The 16,067-nt window shown below is 62.6% G+C and carries 12 protein-coding genes and 2 rRNA genes (1 of these 14 running past the window's edge); 1 reads left to right on the forward strand and 13 read right to left on the reverse strand.

Going from position 1 to position 16,067, the window contains the following annotated elements:
• Positions 1-475: 475 nt before the first annotated feature.
• On the forward strand, positions 476-1,252 hold the full coding sequence (locus tag AC3RCE_RS16835; RefSeq protein ID WP_218341552.1) for an exodeoxyribonuclease III: 777 nt from the start codon (positions 476-478) through the stop codon (positions 1,250-1,252).
• Positions 1,253-1,469: 217 nt separating this feature from the next.
• On the opposite strand, the gene AC3RCE_RS16840 is transcribed toward AC3RCE_RS16835, so the two are convergent.
• From AC3RCE_RS16840 to AC3RCE_RS16900, 13 genes are all read right to left on the reverse strand, one after another.
• The gene (locus tag AC3RCE_RS16840; protein WP_492253518.1) at positions 1,470-2,408 is read right to left on the reverse strand and encodes a ferritin-like domain-containing protein; all 939 of its coding nucleotides are present in this window, start codon (positions 2,406-2,408) and stop codon (positions 1,470-1,472) included.
• 230 nt (positions 2,409-2,638) lie between these two features.
• Complete coding sequence (gene ntrC, locus AC3RCE_RS16845; RefSeq protein WP_492253519.1) at positions 2,639-4,288, reverse strand: nitrogen regulation protein NR(I); 1,650 nt, start codon at positions 4,286-4,288, stop codon at positions 2,639-2,641.
• Positions 4,289-4,339: 51 nt separating this feature from the next.
• Positions 4,340-5,362 carry a nitrogen regulation protein NR(II) gene (gene glnL, locus AC3RCE_RS16850; protein ID WP_218297761.1) on the reverse strand — a complete coding sequence of 341 codons (1,023 nt, stop codon included), beginning with the start codon at positions 5,360-5,362 and terminating at the stop codon, positions 4,340-4,342.
• Between the two features lie 97 nt (positions 5,363-5,459).
• On the reverse strand, positions 5,460-5,966 hold the full coding sequence (locus tag AC3RCE_RS16855; RefSeq protein WP_218297750.1) for a hypothetical protein: 507 nt from the start codon (positions 5,964-5,966) through the stop codon (positions 5,460-5,462).
• Between the two features lie 202 nt (positions 5,967-6,168).
• Entirely contained in the window at positions 6,169-7,584 is a 1,416-nt protein-coding gene (glnA, locus tag AC3RCE_RS16860; protein WP_218297751.1) for a type I glutamate--ammonia ligase, read from the reverse strand.
• Between the two features lie 173 nt (positions 7,585-7,757).
• Positions 7,758-8,579 (reverse strand): competence/damage-inducible protein A, encoded by an 822-nt coding sequence (locus AC3RCE_RS16865; RefSeq protein WP_492253520.1) that lies wholly within the window; start codon positions 8,577-8,579, stop codon positions 7,758-7,760.
• Positions 8,576-9,532, reverse strand: coding sequence for an EI24 domain-containing protein (locus AC3RCE_RS16870; protein WP_492253521.1), 957 nt, complete (start codon positions 9,530-9,532; stop codon positions 8,576-8,578). Before AC3RCE_RS16870 ends, AC3RCE_RS16865 begins: the two co-directional genes overlap by 4 nt.
• Positions 9,533-9,570: 38 nt before the next feature.
• On the reverse strand, positions 9,571-10,584 hold the full coding sequence (locus tag AC3RCE_RS16875; protein ID WP_369642846.1) for a sterol desaturase family protein: 1,014 nt from the start codon (positions 10,582-10,584) through the stop codon (positions 9,571-9,573).
• Positions 10,585-10,670: 86 nt separating this feature from the next.
• The gene (locus AC3RCE_RS16880) at positions 10,671-11,345 is read right to left on the reverse strand and encodes a polysaccharide deacetylase family protein (protein WP_492253522.1); all 675 of its coding nucleotides are present in this window, start codon (positions 11,343-11,345) and stop codon (positions 10,671-10,673) included.
• A gap of 161 nt (positions 11,346-11,506) precedes the next feature.
• A complete protein-coding gene (locus tag AC3RCE_RS16885) occupies positions 11,507-12,490 on the reverse strand; it encodes a YncE family protein (protein WP_218341545.1) in 984 nt (327 codons plus the stop codon).
• A 267-nt stretch (positions 12,491-12,757) separates the two neighbouring features.
• On the reverse strand, positions 12,758-13,510 hold the full coding sequence (locus AC3RCE_RS16890; protein WP_492253523.1) for a 16S rRNA pseudouridine(516) synthase: 753 nt from the start codon (positions 13,508-13,510) through the stop codon (positions 12,758-12,760).
• A gap of 105 nt (positions 13,511-13,615) precedes the next feature.
• Positions 13,616-13,728 (reverse strand): 5S ribosomal RNA (gene rrf, locus AC3RCE_RS16895).
• A gap of 143 nt (positions 13,729-13,871) precedes the next feature.
• Positions 13,872-16,067 (reverse strand): 23S ribosomal RNA (locus tag AC3RCE_RS16900) (it continues 683 nt past the right edge of the window).

The raw sequence follows: 16,067 nt of genomic DNA on the forward strand, positions 1-16,067 counted from the left end.
TGAGGGCCGGAGCGGGTGCCGGTGTTTCCGCCGGCGTCTGCGCGGGCGGGGGAGCTGGCGTCTGGGCCGGCGTCTGCACCGGCGTGGAGGCAGGGGTCAACGCAGGCTGCAAGCCAGGCACCACAGCAGGAGTGTTCACCCCCTGGGCACCTGCAGCCGCGGCCCCCATGGCCAGAACGCAAGCCAGCGCTTGCTGGTGAATGGACGGCATGGAGTTCTCCATCGGGAACAGATTTCCAGTGTCTGCGGAACGGCGGCCGCGAAGCGTCGGACAAATACCCGTGGTCCCGGGGGATGGGGCGCTTCGTGCCGCGGTGCCATGTCGGGCACGCAATGCACAGGCTGATGCCACAAGAAAGCAATGATGGGTACGATGCGCGCTGCGGGCCTTCGCCCACGGCCGCCACCGCTGCAGCTGCAGCTGCTGGCAGTCAGTGCGGAGCCCTTGTTTTTATTCACTATTACTGTTCAAAAAATGCAAATAGCCACCTGGAACGTGAATTCCCTGTCGGTGCGCCTGCCCCAGGTGCTGGCCTGGCTGGAGGCCAATCCGGTGGATGCCCTGTGCCTGCAGGAACTCAAGCTGACCGACGACAAATTCCCGCACGACGCGCTGAAGGAGGCCGGTTACGAAGCGGTGACCTTCGGCCAGAAGACCTACAACGGCGTGGCCATCCTGAGCCGGCATCCCCTGCGGGACGTGGTGCGCAACATCCCGGGCCACACGGACGAACAGGCCCGCGTCATCGCCGCCACGGTGGACACCCCCTCCGGCGCATTGCGGCTGGTCAACTGTTATTTCGTCAATGGACAGGCCCCTGGCACGGAAAAGTTTGCGTACAAGATGCTGTGGCTTACGGCGCTGCACCGTTGGCTGCGCGAGGAGTTGCGGGCCCACCCGCGGCTGGCGCTGCTGGGCGACTTCAACGTCGCGCCGGAAGACCGCGACTCATTCGACCCGGTGGGCCTGAAGGACACGATCCACCACACGGTGGAAGAGCGCCAGCACTTCCAGGATTTGGTTGCGCTCGGCCTGACCGATACCTTCCGCATGTTCGAGCAACCTGAAAAAACCTATTCGTGGTGGGACTACCGCATGCTCGGCTTCCAGAAGAACCGGGGCCTGCGCATCGACCACATCCTGGTGAGCGAGGCCCTGCGCCCGACGGTGACGGCGTGCGTGGTGGACCGCGCTCCGCGCAAGAACCCCCAGCCCAGCGACCATGCACCGGTGGTGCTCACGATGGCGTGACGTGTTGGCAAGGCGGCTGCCCTGCTGCCGGCGCGCCCGCAGCACGTCCACCGGCCAGGGCGCACGCCGGGCAGGCCACAACAAGGCTGCAAGGATTTCTCCTTGCAGCCTTTGCTGGTTCATGCACGGGCAAAAGACGCGCCATGGGCCCCGCCGGCGGCCCTTGCATGCGCCACGGGCCGGAGCCCGGGGGTGCAGGCGGTCCGATCAGATCCGATCAGGTGTTCGAGTACGAATCGCGCAGGCCACGCACTTCATCATGGTTGCGCTGCGCCCCCTGGGACTGGCGTTCCACCAGGGCCCGTACATCGGCGGGCAGTGCCGACTTCAAGGCCTTGCGGTAGCGCGCCACGGCAGCGTCCTCGCCGCGCTCGCACTCTTGCAGCACCGCCTTGTCATCGTTGATGGACAGCGCCGACTTGACCGACACCCAGCCCCGGTGCAAAGCCCCGGCCACGGTACCGCCCGAGGCCGGCTCGCCACCCAGGCGGCGGACTTCGCTTTCCAGCTCGGTGGCGGCGGCGGCGCATTCCCGCGCATGGCGCTGGAACACCCCCTTGAGTTGCGCCGAATTGGCGCGCTCGGCACAGGCGGTGAAACCATACTCCCCGTCGCGCGCCGATTCCAGCAGATCGTTGAGAACGTCCACCGTGTCTTCGTTGTCCGCCACGTCCAGCGGAAGCTCGTTGTTGACGCGGGCGCTGGATACGCGGTCCCACGCGGCGCGGGCGGCAGGACGGGCATCCGTCCAGGCCAGGCCGTCCGAATGGCGGGCACGCCAGTCGTCCGCCAGGCGGGGTTCGACGGCCTCAAAGTCGCCTTCGTAGCGGTCTACGGAAGACCAGCCCAGTTCGTAGGCAGGGCGGTATTGGTCGTACGTGCGGCCACCCACGTAGTAGGGCTCGCGGTGGTAGCGTTCGCGCCAGTAGGCGTCTTCATCCGTGGGGTTGACCGCCTCGGCGGCAGCCTTGCCAGCCAGGCCGCCGGCCACGGCGCCCGCCACACCGCCAATGGCTGCCCCCACGGGGCCGCCAAAGGCACCCGCAGCCGCCCCAGCGGCCGCCCCACCCATCGCGGCCCCCACGCCGGTGCCGACGGGATGGGCGCCCGGCTCGTTGGTCAAGGGGTCACGGTTGGCATCGTTGAAATCCGACATAGAAGCTCTCCGGTTGGTTAACAGTGAGTTCATTGTTGGATTCACCCCCGCCGCCCCGGGTCGGTCCATGGAGTGCTTGCGTGTAGGACACCGACCAGCACGCCGCGCCCTCGCCACAGGCTGGGGCGATGCGAACCGTCCGGCGCCTTTCTGCAAGAGGCGCAGCCACACCAATACGCTATATTTTTAATAGCATACAGCGCTTAAAAATAAAGCGCTGCAGGCCAATTTCACCCTTCATCTGGCGCATCCAGGCCCAGCTCCTGGATCTTGCGCGTGATGGTGTTGCGGCCAATGCCCAGGCGCTGGGCGGCCTCCATGCGGCGGCCATGCGTGGCGGTGAGCGCGGTGCGGATGAGCCGTGACTCGAATCGCCGCGTCAGGGCATCCCACACCTCGGGCTGGCCACCCGCGAGCAGTTTCTGCGCTTCGGTCTCCAGCGCCTGTTCCCAGCCGTGGCCGACAGGGGCCGCAACCGGCGCCGCGGACACCTCCGGAACCACCGGCCAGGCGGCCGCCCCGGGGGCCACGCTGACTGGCGCAATGGCCGGGGCCACGGGCGGGTGCAGTCCACCAACGCGCTCAGCCGGCACAGCGGCCACGGGGCCCGCATGCGGGAGAGGAGGCACACCGGCGGAAGGCTGCAGCTGCTGCGCGGCAGGCTCGGTGGTGGCGCCTGCACGCGGCACGGGTTGATGGACGGGGGCTTCCAGCACTTCGGGCGGCAGGTCCTGCAGGGAAATGACCTGGGCAGGTGCCATCACAGTGAGCCAGTGGCAGATGTTCTCCAACTGCCGCACATTGCCCGGAAAGGCAAACTGCTCGAGCCGCGCGAGGGCCGAATCTGCAATGCGCTTGGGCTCCACCCCCAGTTGCCGCGCGCTTTGCTGCAGGAAGTGGCGCGTGAGCACGGGCACATCCTCATGCCGCTCGCGCAGCGCAGGAAGGCGAAGGCGGATGACGTTGAGGCGGTGGAAAAGGTCCTCGCGGAAGCCTCCTTCCTTCACGCGCTTTTCCAGGTCCTGGTGGGTCGCGGCAATCACGCGCACGTGGGCCTTCACGGCCGCATGGCCACCGACGCGGTAGAACTGGCCGTCCGACAGCACGCGCAACAGGCGCGTCTGCAGGTCGAAGGGCATGTCGCCGATTTCATCGAGGAACAGGGTGCCGCCCTCGGCCTGCTCGAAGCGGCCGCGCCGCTGCGTCTGCGCGCCCGTGAAGGCGCCGCGCTCGTGGCCGAAGAGCTCGGACTCGAGCAGATCCTTGGGGATGGCGGCGGTATTGATGGCCACGAAGGGCCCGTCGGCGACCGGCGAATGCTTGTGCAGCGCGCGCGCCACCAGCTCCTTGCCCGAACCCGATTCGCCCGTGATGAGCACGGTGACCTGGCTCTGGGAGAGGCGGCCGATGGCGCGGAACACGTCCTGCATCGCGGGCGCCTGCCCGAGCATCTCGGGCGTCTCGGCCTGGCGCTCTTCCGTCACCTCTTCGCGCTGGCTTTCCTCCACCGCCCGGCGGATCAGCTCCACCGCCTTGGGCAGGTCGAAAGGCTTGGGCAGGTACTCGAAGGCGCCGCGCTGGAAGGCGGATACGGCACTGTCCAGGTCGGAGTACGCCGTCATGATGATGACGGGCAGCCCAGGCTGCAGTTCGCGCACCTTTTCCAGCAACTGCAGGCCCGAGCCGCCGGGCATGCGGATGTCGCTCACCAGGACCTGGGGCCCTTGGCGCGCGGGGTCGCCAGCGGTGATGTCGGCCAGCGCATCGAGCACCTCGCGCGGGTGCGTGAAGCTGCGCGTGGGCAGGTTTTCGCGCGCCAGCGCCTTTTCCAGGACGAAGCGGATCGAGGGGTCGTCATCTACTATCCAGATCGGCTTCATATGTTTTTCTTACCTTCCCTGTGGTTGCGTGTCAGGGACCATCGTGCGCTTTCAAGGCAAGGGAATCAGGATGCGGAAGTCGGTGCGACCCGGCACGCTGTCGCATTCGATCAACCCATGATGGCGCTGCACGAAGGTTTGCGCCAACGTGAGCCCCAGCCCTGACCCGCCATCCCGACCCGACACCAGAGGGTAAAAAATACGCTCCTTGATCGTGTCGGGCACGCCCGGTCCGTTGTCGATGACATGCAATTCCAGTGCCAGCCGGTAGCGCTGGCGACCAAACGTTACTTGTCGGGCCACACGGGTGCGCAGGGTGATGACCGCGTCGCCGGCCGCGATGCGATCGGTCAGCGCCTGGGCCGCGTTCTGCACAATGTTCAACAGCGCCTGGATGAGCTGGGCGCGGTCGCCGCGGAATTCTGGGATCGAGGTGTCGTAGTCGCGCTGCACGCGCAACCCCTGCGGGTACTCCACCAGCACCAGCGAGCGCACGCGCTCGCACACTTCGTGGATGTTCACGTCGCCCACCAGGTGCGGGTGGCGGTGTGGCGCAAGCAGCCGGTCCACCAGGCTTTGCAGACGGTCGGCCTCGTGGATGATGACCTGGGTGTACTCGGTGAGCTCGCGGCTCTCGAGCTCCATCTCCAGCAGCTGGGCGGCACCACGGATGCCGCCCAGGGGGTTCTTGATCTCGTGGGCCAGGTTGCGGATGAGCTCCTTGTTGGCCTGGGCCTGGTCGAGCAGGCGCTCCTCGCGGTCCTGCCGCGCCTGCTGCTCCAGCGGCCACAGCTCGACGAGGATCTCGCCCACCTGCTCGGCGTCGGCAACGTTCACATGCACGGGCACCGGGTCCTGGTGCAGGCGCTTGAGGCTCGCCTCATACCGCAAGGCGGCAAAGTCCTTGCCCCGGGCACCTGCCAGCGCGGTCTGCAGCAACGCGGGATCGGTGAAAAAGGTGGAGAAGTCCACGCCTTCCAGGGTGCGGCGCGAGAGGCCGAGCGTGTTTTCCAGTGCCGCATTGGCAAATTGCACGGCGCCATCGGCGCGCAGCACGGCCACCAGGGTCGACATCAGATCCAGCGAATGGAATCGCCCTGTGTCGGTGGCTGGGGTGTCGGGAAAGGGCGAAGAGCTCACACGCGTGCCATGCAAGAAAAAGGAAGGTGACTTAGTTGGCGGGCGGCAGGCGTGCGATCTCGCGCTTGATGCCGGCAATGTCGCTTTCGCTGCGGGCCACGTTGGCCTTGAGCTCCGCCGTGCGTTCCATGTAGCGCTGGGGGTTGCGCAGATCGAGGGCATTGCGCTCTGGCGCGCCGCCGTTGTATTCCTTCACCAGCTCGGCATGGCGGGCCTCGGCCTTGCGCAGTTCGGATTCGAGAATGGCCCGCGCATCGGCATCGCGCGCTTTCTGGTCGTTGCTGTTGGCCCGGGGTGCATTCGAAGGTGCCGCCGTTGCCGCAGGCGTGCCGCCGCCCGAGGGCGCCGGGGCCGCCGACGCCGGCCGGGTGCCCTGCACGACGGTGACATTGCCGCCTTCCACCAGCTTGCATCCCCGCTCCTTGGCCTGGGCGGCGTTGTTGGTGTATTCGTTGCCACAGCGGTAGATGCGGTCTTGCGCCCACGCGGCCGGTGCCGTCGCGGCGATGAGTAACAGGGTGATGAGCGTTTTCTTCATTCGGTTTCCTCGCACTGCCATGCAGGGGTCAGGGGAGTATCCACCAATCACCATGCATCGCCAATCCAACACCAGCAGGCCCTCGCAGGGCTTTGTACATGGATGCAACGGCCCCGGGATTGGTTTCACCAGCCTCTCCGGCCCCATGAAAAAAGGCGGCCAAGGCCGCCTTTTTGGTGAGCAACAGCCTGCAGGGAGGCGATTACAGCGAGTAGTACATGTCGTACTCGACAGGGTGAGGCGCCATGCGGAAACGCGTGACTTCGCCCATCTTGAGCTCGATGTACGCGTCGAGCATGGAGTCGGTAAAGACGCCGCCCTTGGTAAGGAAACCACGGTCCTTGTCGAGATACTCCAGGGCCTGGTCCAGGCTGTGGCAGACGGTGGGCACCAGCTTGTCTTCTTCAGGTGGCAGATGGTACAGGTCCTTCGTGGCGGCTTCGCCCGGATGGATCTTGTTTTCCACGCCGTCCAGGCCGGCCATCATCAGGGCCGAGAAGGCCAGGTAAGGGTTGGCCGATGGATCGGGGAAGCGCGCTTCGATGCGGCGGCCCTTGGGGTTGGCGACGTAAGGAATGCGGATCGAGGCCGAACGGTTGCGGGCCGAGTAGGCCAGCTTCACGGGGGCTTCGAAGCCAGGCACCAGGCGCTTGTACGAGTTGGTGCCGGGGTTGGTGATGGCGTTCAGGGCACGGGCGTGCTTGATGATGCCGCCGATGTAGTACAGCGCGAAGTCTGACAGGCCGGCGTAGCCGTCGCCTGCGAACAGGTTTTTGCCGTCCTTCCAGATGGACTGGTGCACATGCATGCCGGAGCCGTTGTCGCCAGCGTAGGGCTTGGGCATGAAGGTGGCGGTCTTGCCGTAGGCGTTGGCCACGTTCCAGACCACGTACTTCAGGACCTGGGTCCAGTCAGCGCGCTCGACCAGCGTGCTGAAGCGCGTGCCAATTTCGTTCTGGCCAGCGCCCGCCACTTCGTGGTGGAACACTTCGACCGGGATGCCCAGGGATTCGAGGATCAAGGACATTTCGGCGCGCATGTCCTGCGTGCTGTCGACAGGAGGCACGGGGAAGTAGCCGCCCTTGACGGTGGGACGGTGGCCGCGGTTGCCGCCTTCGAGCTTGGCGCCCGAGTTCCAGGGGGCTTCGTACTCTTCGATCTCGAACATGACCTTGCCGGGTTCGTTGGACCAGCGCACACCGTCGAAGATGAAGAATTCTGGCTCGGGGCCGAAGAAGGCCGTGTCGCCCAGGCCGGAGGCCTTCAGGTAGGCTTCAGCGCGCTTGGCGATGGAGCGTGGGTCGCGGTCGTAGGCCTTGCCGTCACCGGGTTCGATCACGTCGCACTGCAGGAACAGCGTGGTTTCTTCGAAGAAGGGGTCGATGTTGGCGGTGCTGGGGTCGGGCATGAGCTGCATGTCCGAGGCTTCAATGCCCTTCCAGCCAGCCACGGACGAACCGTCGAATGCGTGGCCGGACGTGAACTTGTCTTCATCGAAGTGGGACACCGGCACGGTCACGTGCTGTTCCTTGCCCCGGGTATCGGTAAAACGGAAGTCAACGAACTTGACTTCGTTCTCCTTCACCATCTTCATCACGTCTGCAACGGTCTTGGCCATCAGGTTCTCCTGGGTAAAGCGCTTGTTGAAAAAAGAATTTGTGGAAATAAAAGCAGTTTGCGTGCCAGCTGGGTGCAGCCGCCGCACTATGAAGGAGCACTACGGACTGCAGGCCGATAGGACATTTGCGAGATTGCACCAACAAGGTGCGCAACAACGATCAACACCAAGCATCACAAATTGCGCACCAATTCAGGGCCACAATCCGCACCAAAACTGTGCAATCCCGTTTTGAGATCCTGCCAGGCGGCCGGGACCAAGGGAGCAGGACCTTTGACGCCCAGTTCGATGTGCCGCCCGTATTGTGGATGATCCACGCTGGGTAAGCTGAACACCCGAACCTCGGGGTGCGATTTTTCTATGCGCTCCATGAGAGGTGTCAATGCTGCCTCCATGGCGCCATAGACCACCACCGACTGCTCGACCTGGGGAGCACGGTTGAACAGGTCTGCATAGTGGTGGTCGAGCACCCATTCGATCATGGGCCAGGCCATGACCGGGAATCCGGGCACGAAATGGACGGCACCGCCGCCAACGCCCTCGCAGCTGAAGCCGGGAATCTTGTTGTAGGGATTGGGGATGATGCGGGCGCCTGCGGGAAAGACGCCCATGTTGAGCCGGTGCACATTGTCCGGCCGCTCGGCTTCGTATGGCACACCTTGCTCCCGCGCAACGTCCTGCATGCGTTCGCGGATCAACGCCTCGGCCTCGGCATGCAGAGCCAGCTCACGGCCCAGGGCGCTTGCCGCGCATTGGCGGGTGTGGTCATCGGGCGTCGCACCGATGCCTCCGCAGGAGAAGACCACATCGCCCGAGGCAAAGGCCCGCCGCAGTGTCGCGGTGATGCGGTCCGGGCTGTCCCCGACGTAGTCCGCATACGACAGCGACAGGCCGCGAGCCGAGAGCAGTTCGATGACTTTGGGCATGTGCTTGTCCGCGCGCTTGCCCGACAGGATTTCATCGCCCACGATGATCAGGCCGAAAGAGGGAGTCATGGGGAAGGGGTTCCGTGGGTGGGAGATGGCGTCGGAGGCGCTGCGAGTGCCGCCGGGGCTGCAGCAGCAGGAGGCGGCTCGGCACTGGCGTCCGGTCCGCGCACCAGCTCCTTCGCCGGCGCAAGGATCGGGGGCGCCTCAGCGGCCACCGGCCCCGCAGCCTCTTGCCGCAGGCGTGCCAACGCGGCCAGGCAGTAGTGCGCGAACCACAGCGATGAAAATGCGAAAACGAGGGTGTAGATCCAGATCGCCAACGGCACCAGGATGAAAAAGGCCGCTGCAAACACCACCCCCGAGGCCCATACGATGCTCGGCGCAGCGCCGAGGTAGCCCGTCAGGATGCCAATGCCCAGCAGGCTGCTGCGGTGGCGGCGAAAAATAGCCTGCCGCTCCTCCTTGCTGGCATGGTCGGCCAAGGCATCGAAAGCCATCACCCGGTAAGTAAGCCACCCCCAGATCAAGGGCGGCAGGATGAGCACCAGCGGCGGCACCAGCCACAGGGGCACAGACACCACCAGGGCGATCAATGCCAGCAACGTGGAACTGACCGACCACACCACGCTGGCGATGAAGGAGCCGCCCTTCTTGCGCTCCAGGGCCGGAAAGCGCCGGTCGGCCACCAGCGCCACCAGTGCAGGCGTCATGAGCACCGCCACCACCAGCAGGGAAACCACCACCAGCGCGGGTGCCACCGCCAGGATCACCATCAGTGGCGCCACCACCGAAGTGACATCTCCCAACCCCCAGCCCTGTAGCCAGCTCCAGAAGCTGGCCAGGAGGGCGGAGGCGTCCAGCAGTGCGCGCATTCCCCGCACGGCGCCATCCCAGTAGAAGTACCCCAAGCCCAGCGCCAGCGCCACCATCAGCACGAGCGGCAGCACGGACAGGGCCATCACACGCGGGCGCAGGCAGTAGGCAGCGGCGCGCCAGAAAGAATCAAACAGAAGTCCCATGCCGGCAAGCATACCGTCTTGGCCGTCCGCAGGGGCTTTCAAGCCTTGCCGAGCAGCCGCAGCAAGCCACGCCATTGCTGCGACCAGAAACCCTTGCCGTAGTCCCGTACCTGCCCGGTCGGCCCCGCTTCCACCTGGTCGCGCACGCCCGTCGGATCGAAGCGCAGCTCGAAATTGGCGGTGCGCATCAGAATGTCCCACCAGGGCAGCAGCACTCCGAAGTTGTGGCCGCCCAGGACGGTGCGATACCTTGCGCGCCCCGCGCTCGCCCCCTCACCCGGCAGCGGCTTGATGGTTTCGTGGCCGATCCCAATGCTGTGGTGCAGGCGGTGAAAGCGCGGGCTCACCCACAGCCGCTCACCCCAGCGGCCAAACCACAGACGCACGTTGGCATGCTGAAAGCTCTCGCTGAGCTGCGTGATGGCGACGATGGCGATGAACTGCCCCGGCGCGACCCCGATGAGTTGCGCCACCACCACGAGAATCGTGTCGCGCAGCAGGTCATCGAGCAGGTGGTTGCGGTTGTCGCTCCACATGGTCATCTGGCGCTGCGCATGGTGCAGGGAATGAAGGCGCCACCACCATTCAAAATGGTGCTGCCCCCGGTGAATCCAGTAGTCCACGAAATCGAACACCACCAGATACAGCAACAGGCTGACCCAGGGTACATCGGTGATACCGGGCCAGAGGCCATCGAGCTGGAATGTGCTGATGCCCGCCACCCGCAAGGCGCCGAAGAACGAATCCGCCAGCGGGTCCACCGCCAGGAACAGGCCCAGCCGGAACAGGCCCAGCCGGTGAATCAGCGTGTAGAGAATGTCGGTGCGGATCGTCGCCCGGTCGGTCACGGCCTCCACAGGCCGCCAGCGCTGCAGCGGGCCAATCACCGCGGCGATCACCACGAGCTGCAAAAGACCCACCAGTATCCAGCCCGCGGCCTCGTAGCCGCTTTCAAGCTGGTTCCCCAGTCCCATGGCGAACATCGCTGGCTGCAACAGGCTTTCAAAAAGCCATTGCTGAACCGCATCAAATCCGTTGCCTAGCCACCCCATCGCGTCACGCTCCCTCCGTACCGCCGGCCCCGCCTGCGCTCAGGCGGCGGCCGTGCACAACCCAAACAATCCCCGCCGCCATGATCTCAGCGCCCCTTCACAGGCGCATAGTCAGGATGCTCGCGCAATGTGCGAAAGCAAAACCCCCGCTCCTTGAGGCCCACGATCAGCGGCTCCAGCACCGCCGGCGCCCACGGGTCCTTGCGCGACCAGATGCCCAGGTGGGCCAGCAGGATGTTGCCACTGCGCACCTCTCGCAAGGCCTTGTGCAAGAGCGCGGCGTTGCTGGCCTTCTCACTGGGCAATTCGTCTCCCAGGAACCCCGCCGGGGACCACCCCACATGCGTGAAGCCGCATGCGCGCGCACTGGCGAGCAGCCGTGGCGATGTCTTGCCCCCCGGCGCGCGAAACAGAGGCAGGGGAGTCTTGCCCGTCAGCACCTGCAACCGGTCCGCGGCCCGGGCGATCTCTTCGCAATACCCGGCGGCCGTCAGCACGAAATCCTGCCCCTCTCGAGGCCCTGCCGAGGGACGCACGCGGAACGAAGGGTTTTCTACCGTGCCAAGGTCGGCGCGCCAGTACGTGTGGTCCCAGGTGTGCGAGGCAAACTCATGCCCTTCTGCCGCGCGTGCGCGCCACCACGAAGCCCAGTGGGCGCCCAGGCTGCCATCGCCTTTCTGGGTCCGCTCATTGGCGGCAAAGAACGTCACGCGCACCTGCTGGCGCGCGAGAACATCCGCGACCAGGGGCGCCACGGCCATGTGGCCCGTGTCAAAGGTGAGGTAAACAGGAGTTTTACAGTCGTTTTGGGCATTGGCGCCCGATATGCATGCGCCAAGTGCTATAAAAAATATAGCACCCCTGATCCCGCGGGCAAGCTGCCCCCAACCCCGGGAAAGCCGGCTACGGCCAGCCCCGCCGTTCAGCGCGGCGCGTGCTGCAGCGTCCATACGCCGTGGGGAGACTTGCCCACCGTGACCTGCCGCACGACCTTCTTCGTTTCAGTATCCACCACGGACAGCTTGCGCGCCCAGCGGGAACTGACATAGATGAAACGGCCATCGGCGGACACCTCCATGCAGTCGGGCCCCCCGGGAACAGGGTAGGACTCGACCACCTGCTGGGTCGTCATGTCGATCTTGCTGATGGAGTTGGCCACGCGGTTGCTGACATACAGATGCCGTCCGTCACCCGCCGCGCGGAAAGCGTGCGCCCCATTGCCCGTCTTGATTTTCTTGATGCTCACGGGTTCGCGACCGGAAACGTCGAACACCTCCACGCTGTCACTGCCAGTCAGGCCCACGAACACGCGCTTGTCGTCTGCGCTGCCGTAGACATCCGCAGGCATGGCTCCTGTTTTAATGCGCCACTTGATCGTCTGCGTCGCGATGTCGATGGCCACCAGTTCGTCGCTGTCCTGCATCGTGGAGTACACCGTGGTACTTCGGCTGTCGATCCACAAATGGCTTGGGGTGCGGGATGTGGCCACGCGCTGGACGAGAGTCAGTTCCTTGCCATCCCAGCGATAGAAGTCCACGTGGTTGAGCCGGTTGGCCGCCGTGATGAACCACTTCATGTCCGGTGTAAAGCGCAAGTGGTAAGGGTCCACGATGCCGCGGACGGTGCGCTGGACCTGTGCCGTGCGCGGATCCAGGAACGTCAGCGTATCACCCAGCGCATTGGCCACGATGATCGACTTCTCATCGGGGGTGAGATAGAGATGGTGAGGCTCCTTGCCCGTGGGAATGCGGACGGTCTCGGTCCAGGTCGCAGGGTCAATGACGCTGACATTGGCTTCCAGGGAATTGAGCACGAACAAAGGAGGCGCTCCAGCCAGCACGCCCCCCATCGACATCCAGAGCCCACCCAGCGCAAGGTATGCGCGTGCAATCGAAAAAATCTTCACACAACCACTTTCAACACAGCATTCGAGTGTAGCGCCGCCCATGCGGATACCCCGAACAGGAACACGTAAGATCCTTGATGTAGAACGGCCTTGGATCAAGAAACCAGGCTTCGAAAGGCCAGAAGCTCGGCATCGAGAGGGCACGGATTCAGGTGCTTCCAGCTACAAGCCCCCTCAATCAGTAGCACCCACATTGGAATGTTCTCCAAGCAGCCAAGCACTGAATACACGCGAGAGTGCTGCTGTGCGCTCCCCTCCTCTTACATCTCAATTGGATTGAGCAAGCAAACCCAGTTCGTCGTGGTTGAGCCATTTCCACGCACCGGGGGCCAGATCAGATGGCAACTCCATCGCACCGATGCGCGACCGATGCAGCCCCTCCACGCGATTGCCAACAGCAGCGAGCATGCGCTTGACCTGGTGGTATTTTCCTTCCGTCAGCGTGAGGGCCAGCCGATGGCTCTCCACTTGCTCGCAGGCCGCTGCCCTCACCGGTTTTGGATCGTCGTCGAGCACCACGCCTGCAAGCAGCTTTGCGATCTGTCCGCCATCCACGGGGTGCTTCGTGGTGACTTGGTACACCTTGGCCACATGTTTCTTGGGCGAACTCATCCGGTGAATGAACTGTCCATCATCGCTCAGCAACAGCAATCCTGTGGTGTCCTGGTCCAGCCGGCCCACAGCCTGCACCCCTTGAACCGCACTTTTCGTAGGCCGCTGGCGCAAAGGGGGCGGCAGCAAGGTATAGATGCTCGGGTAAGTCGAAGGCTTTTGAGAGCATTCGGTGCCTGCGGGCTTGTGCAGCAACACATACGCTTTAGCGTGATAGGGCCAATCGACGCCCTGAACGCGCAGTATCAACCCTTCCGGCTCCAGCTCGGCTGCCGCGTCGGTGCACGGCTCGTAACCCTGGGTGTCGGACGACGATTCGCGCACCGATACCCAGCCCTGCTGTACCAACCCCGCGCAGACACGGCGGGTGCCAAAGCCTTGGGAATACAGAATATCTTGCAGCTGCATAACGCGGAGAAATAGAAGCTAGTTGAATGTAAACGTGCTTGCGTGCGGCCCAAAGCAAAACGCCCTTCTACTCAGCAGAGCAGAAGGGCGGTTTGGGCTGTAAGAGCCTGACGATGACCTACTTTCACACGGGAACCCGCACTATCATCGGCGCAAAGTCGTTTCACTGTCCTGTTCGGGATGGGAAGGAGTGGTACCAACTTGCTATGGTCATCAGGCATAACTTGGTGCTGGGCTGTTCGTGGAACAGCCTGGCGAATTCATAGAGTATGGAATCAGATTTTGTGTCTTTTGACTGCGTCAACTTGGCATAACAATCTTTGAGCTTTGCACACTTGCGTGTGTTGGCTATCAAAGTTATAGGGTCAAGCCGCACGAGCAATTAGTATCAGTTAGCTTAACGCATTACTGCGCTTCCACACCTGACCTATCAACGTCCTGGTCTTGAACGACTCTTTAGGGGGCTCAAGGCCCCGGCAGATCTCATCTTGAAACGAGTTTCCCGCTTAGATGCTTTCAGCGGTTATCTCTTCCACACTTAGCTACTCGGCAATGCCACTGGCGTGACAACCGATACACCAGAGGTGTGTCCACTCCGGTCCTCTCGTACTAGGAGCAGGCTTCCTCAAATCTGCAGCGCCCACGGAAGATAGGGACCAAACTGTCTCACGACGTTTTAAACCCAGCTCACGTACCTCTTTAAATGGCGAACAGCCATACCCTTGGGACCGGCTACAGCCCCAGGATGAGATGAGCCGACATCGAGGTGCCAAACACCGCCGTCGATATGAACTCTTGGGCGGTATCAGCCTGTTATCCCCAGAGTACCTTTTATCCGTTGAGCGATGGCCCTTCCATACAGAACCACCGGATCACTATGTCCTGCTTTCGCATCTGCTCGACTTGTCAGTCTCGCAGTTAAGCACGCTTATGCCATTGCACTATCGTCACGATGTCCGACCGTAACTAGCGTACCTTCGAACTCCTCCGTTACGCTTTGGGAGGAGACCGCCCCAGTCAAACTGCCTACCATGCACTGTCCCCGATCCAGATAATGGACCTAGGTTAGAACCTCAAACACACCAGGGTGGTATTTCAACGTTGGCTCCATGAGATCTAGCGACCTCACTTCAAAGCCTCCCACCTATCCTACACAGATCTGTTCAAAGTCCAATACAAAGCTACAGTAAAGGTTCATGGGGTCTTTCCGTCTTTCCGCGGGGAGATTGCATCATCACAAACATTTCAACTTCGCTGAGTCTCAGGAGGAGACAGTGTGGCCATCGTTACGCCATTCGTGCAGGTCGGAACTTACCCGACAAGGAATTTCGCTACCTTAGGACCGTTATAGTTACGGCCGCCGTTTACTGGGACTTCAATCAAGAGCTTGCACCCCATCATTTAATCTTCCAGCACCGGGCAGGCGTCACACCCTATACGTCCACTTTCGTGTTTGCAGAGTGCTGTGTTTTTATTAAACAGTCGCAGCCACCGATTTTTTGCAACCCCGTTGGGCTCGCCTTGTACAGGTTCACCTACTTGGGGCATACCTTCTCCCGAAGTTACGGTATCAATTTGCCGAGTTCCTTCTCCTGAGTTCTCTCAAGCGCCTTAGAATACTCATCTCGCGCACCAGTGTCGGTTTGCGGTACGGTCGTCAATAGCTGAAGCTTAGTGGCTTTTCCTGGAAGCAGGGTATCACTCACTTCGTCTGCAAGCAGACTCGTTATCACCCCTCATCTAAGCCCGGCGGATTTGCCTACCAGGCACGACTACAGGCTTGAACCAACATATCCAACAGTTGGCTGAGCTAACCTTCTCCGTCCCCACATCGCACTATTGATCGGTACAGGAATATTGACCTGTTTCCCATCAGCTACGCATCTCTGCCTCGCCTTAGGGGCCGACTCACTCTACGCCGATGAACGTTGCGTAGAAAACCTTGCGCTTACGGCGAGGGGGCTTTTCACCCCCTTTAACGCTACTCATGTCAGCATTCGCACTTCTGATACCTCCAGCATCCGTTACCAGACACCTTCACAGGCCTACAGAACGCTCTCCTACCACTTGCAATAAATTGCAAATCCGCAGCTTCGGTAACTGGCTTAGCCCCGTTACATCTTCCGCGCAGGACGACTCGATCAGTGAGCTATTACGCTTTCTTTAAATGATGGCTGCTTCTAAGCCAACATCCTGACTGTTTTAGCCTTCCCACTTCGTTTCCCACTTAGCCAATTTTAGGGACCTTAGCTGGCGGTCTGGGTTGTTTCCCTCTTGAGTCCGGACGTTAGCACCCGGTGCTCTGTCTCCCAAGCTGTACTCGTCGGTATTCGGAGTTTGCATAGGTTTGGTAAGTCGCCATGACCCCCTAGCCTAAACAGTGCTCTACCCCCGACGGTAATACTTGAGGCACTACCTAAATAGTTTTCGGAGAGAACCAGCTATTTCCAAGTTTGTTTAGCCTTTCACCCCTATCCACAGCTCATCCGCTAGTTTTGCAACACTAGTCGGTTCGGACCTCCAGTACCTGTTACGGCACCTTCATCCTGGCCATGGA

Source organism: Acidovorax sp. GW823-FHT05D11 (assembly GCF_058795695.1).

Excerpts from the sequence above, each read along its gene's own strand:
- AC3RCE_RS16870 (WP_492253521.1), bottom strand. The coding sequence starts at position 9,532 with ATGGGACTTCTGTTTGATTCTTTCTGGCGCGCCGCTGCCTACTGCCTG.
- AC3RCE_RS16875 (WP_369642846.1), bottom strand. The coding sequence starts at position 10,584 with ATGGGGTGGCTAGGCAACGGATTTGATGCGGTTCAGCAATGGCTTTTT.
- AC3RCE_RS16840 (WP_492253518.1), bottom strand. The coding sequence starts at position 2,408 with ATGTCGGATTTCAACGATGCCAACCGTGACCCCTTGACCAACGAGCCG.
- AC3RCE_RS16865 (WP_492253520.1), bottom strand. The coding sequence starts at position 8,579 with ATGACTCCCTCTTTCGGCCTGATCATCGTGGGCGATGAAATCCTGTCG.
- glnL (WP_218297761.1), bottom strand. The coding sequence starts at position 5,362 with ATGTCGACCCTGGTGGCCGTGCTGCGCGCCGATGGCGCCGTGCAATTT.
- AC3RCE_RS16890 (WP_492253523.1), bottom strand. The coding sequence starts at position 13,510 with ATGCAGCTGCAAGATATTCTGTATTCCCAAGGCTTTGGCACCCGCCGT.
- glnA (WP_218297751.1), bottom strand. The coding sequence starts at position 7,584 with ATGGCCAAGACCGTTGCAGACGTGATGAAGATGGTGAAGGAGAACGAA.
- ntrC (WP_492253519.1), bottom strand. The coding sequence starts at position 4,288 with ATGAAGCCGATCTGGATAGTAGATGACGACCCCTCGATCCGCTTCGTC.
- AC3RCE_RS16880 (WP_492253522.1), bottom strand. The coding sequence starts at position 11,345 with ATGGCCGTGGCGCCCCTGGTCGCGGATGTTCTCGCGCGCCAGCAGGTG.
- AC3RCE_RS16855 (WP_218297750.1), bottom strand. The coding sequence starts at position 5,966 with ATGAAGAAAACGCTCATCACCCTGTTACTCATCGCCGCGACGGCACCG.
- AC3RCE_RS16835 (WP_218341552.1), top strand. The coding sequence starts at position 476 with ATGCAAATAGCCACCTGGAACGTGAATTCCCTGTCGGTGCGCCTGCCC.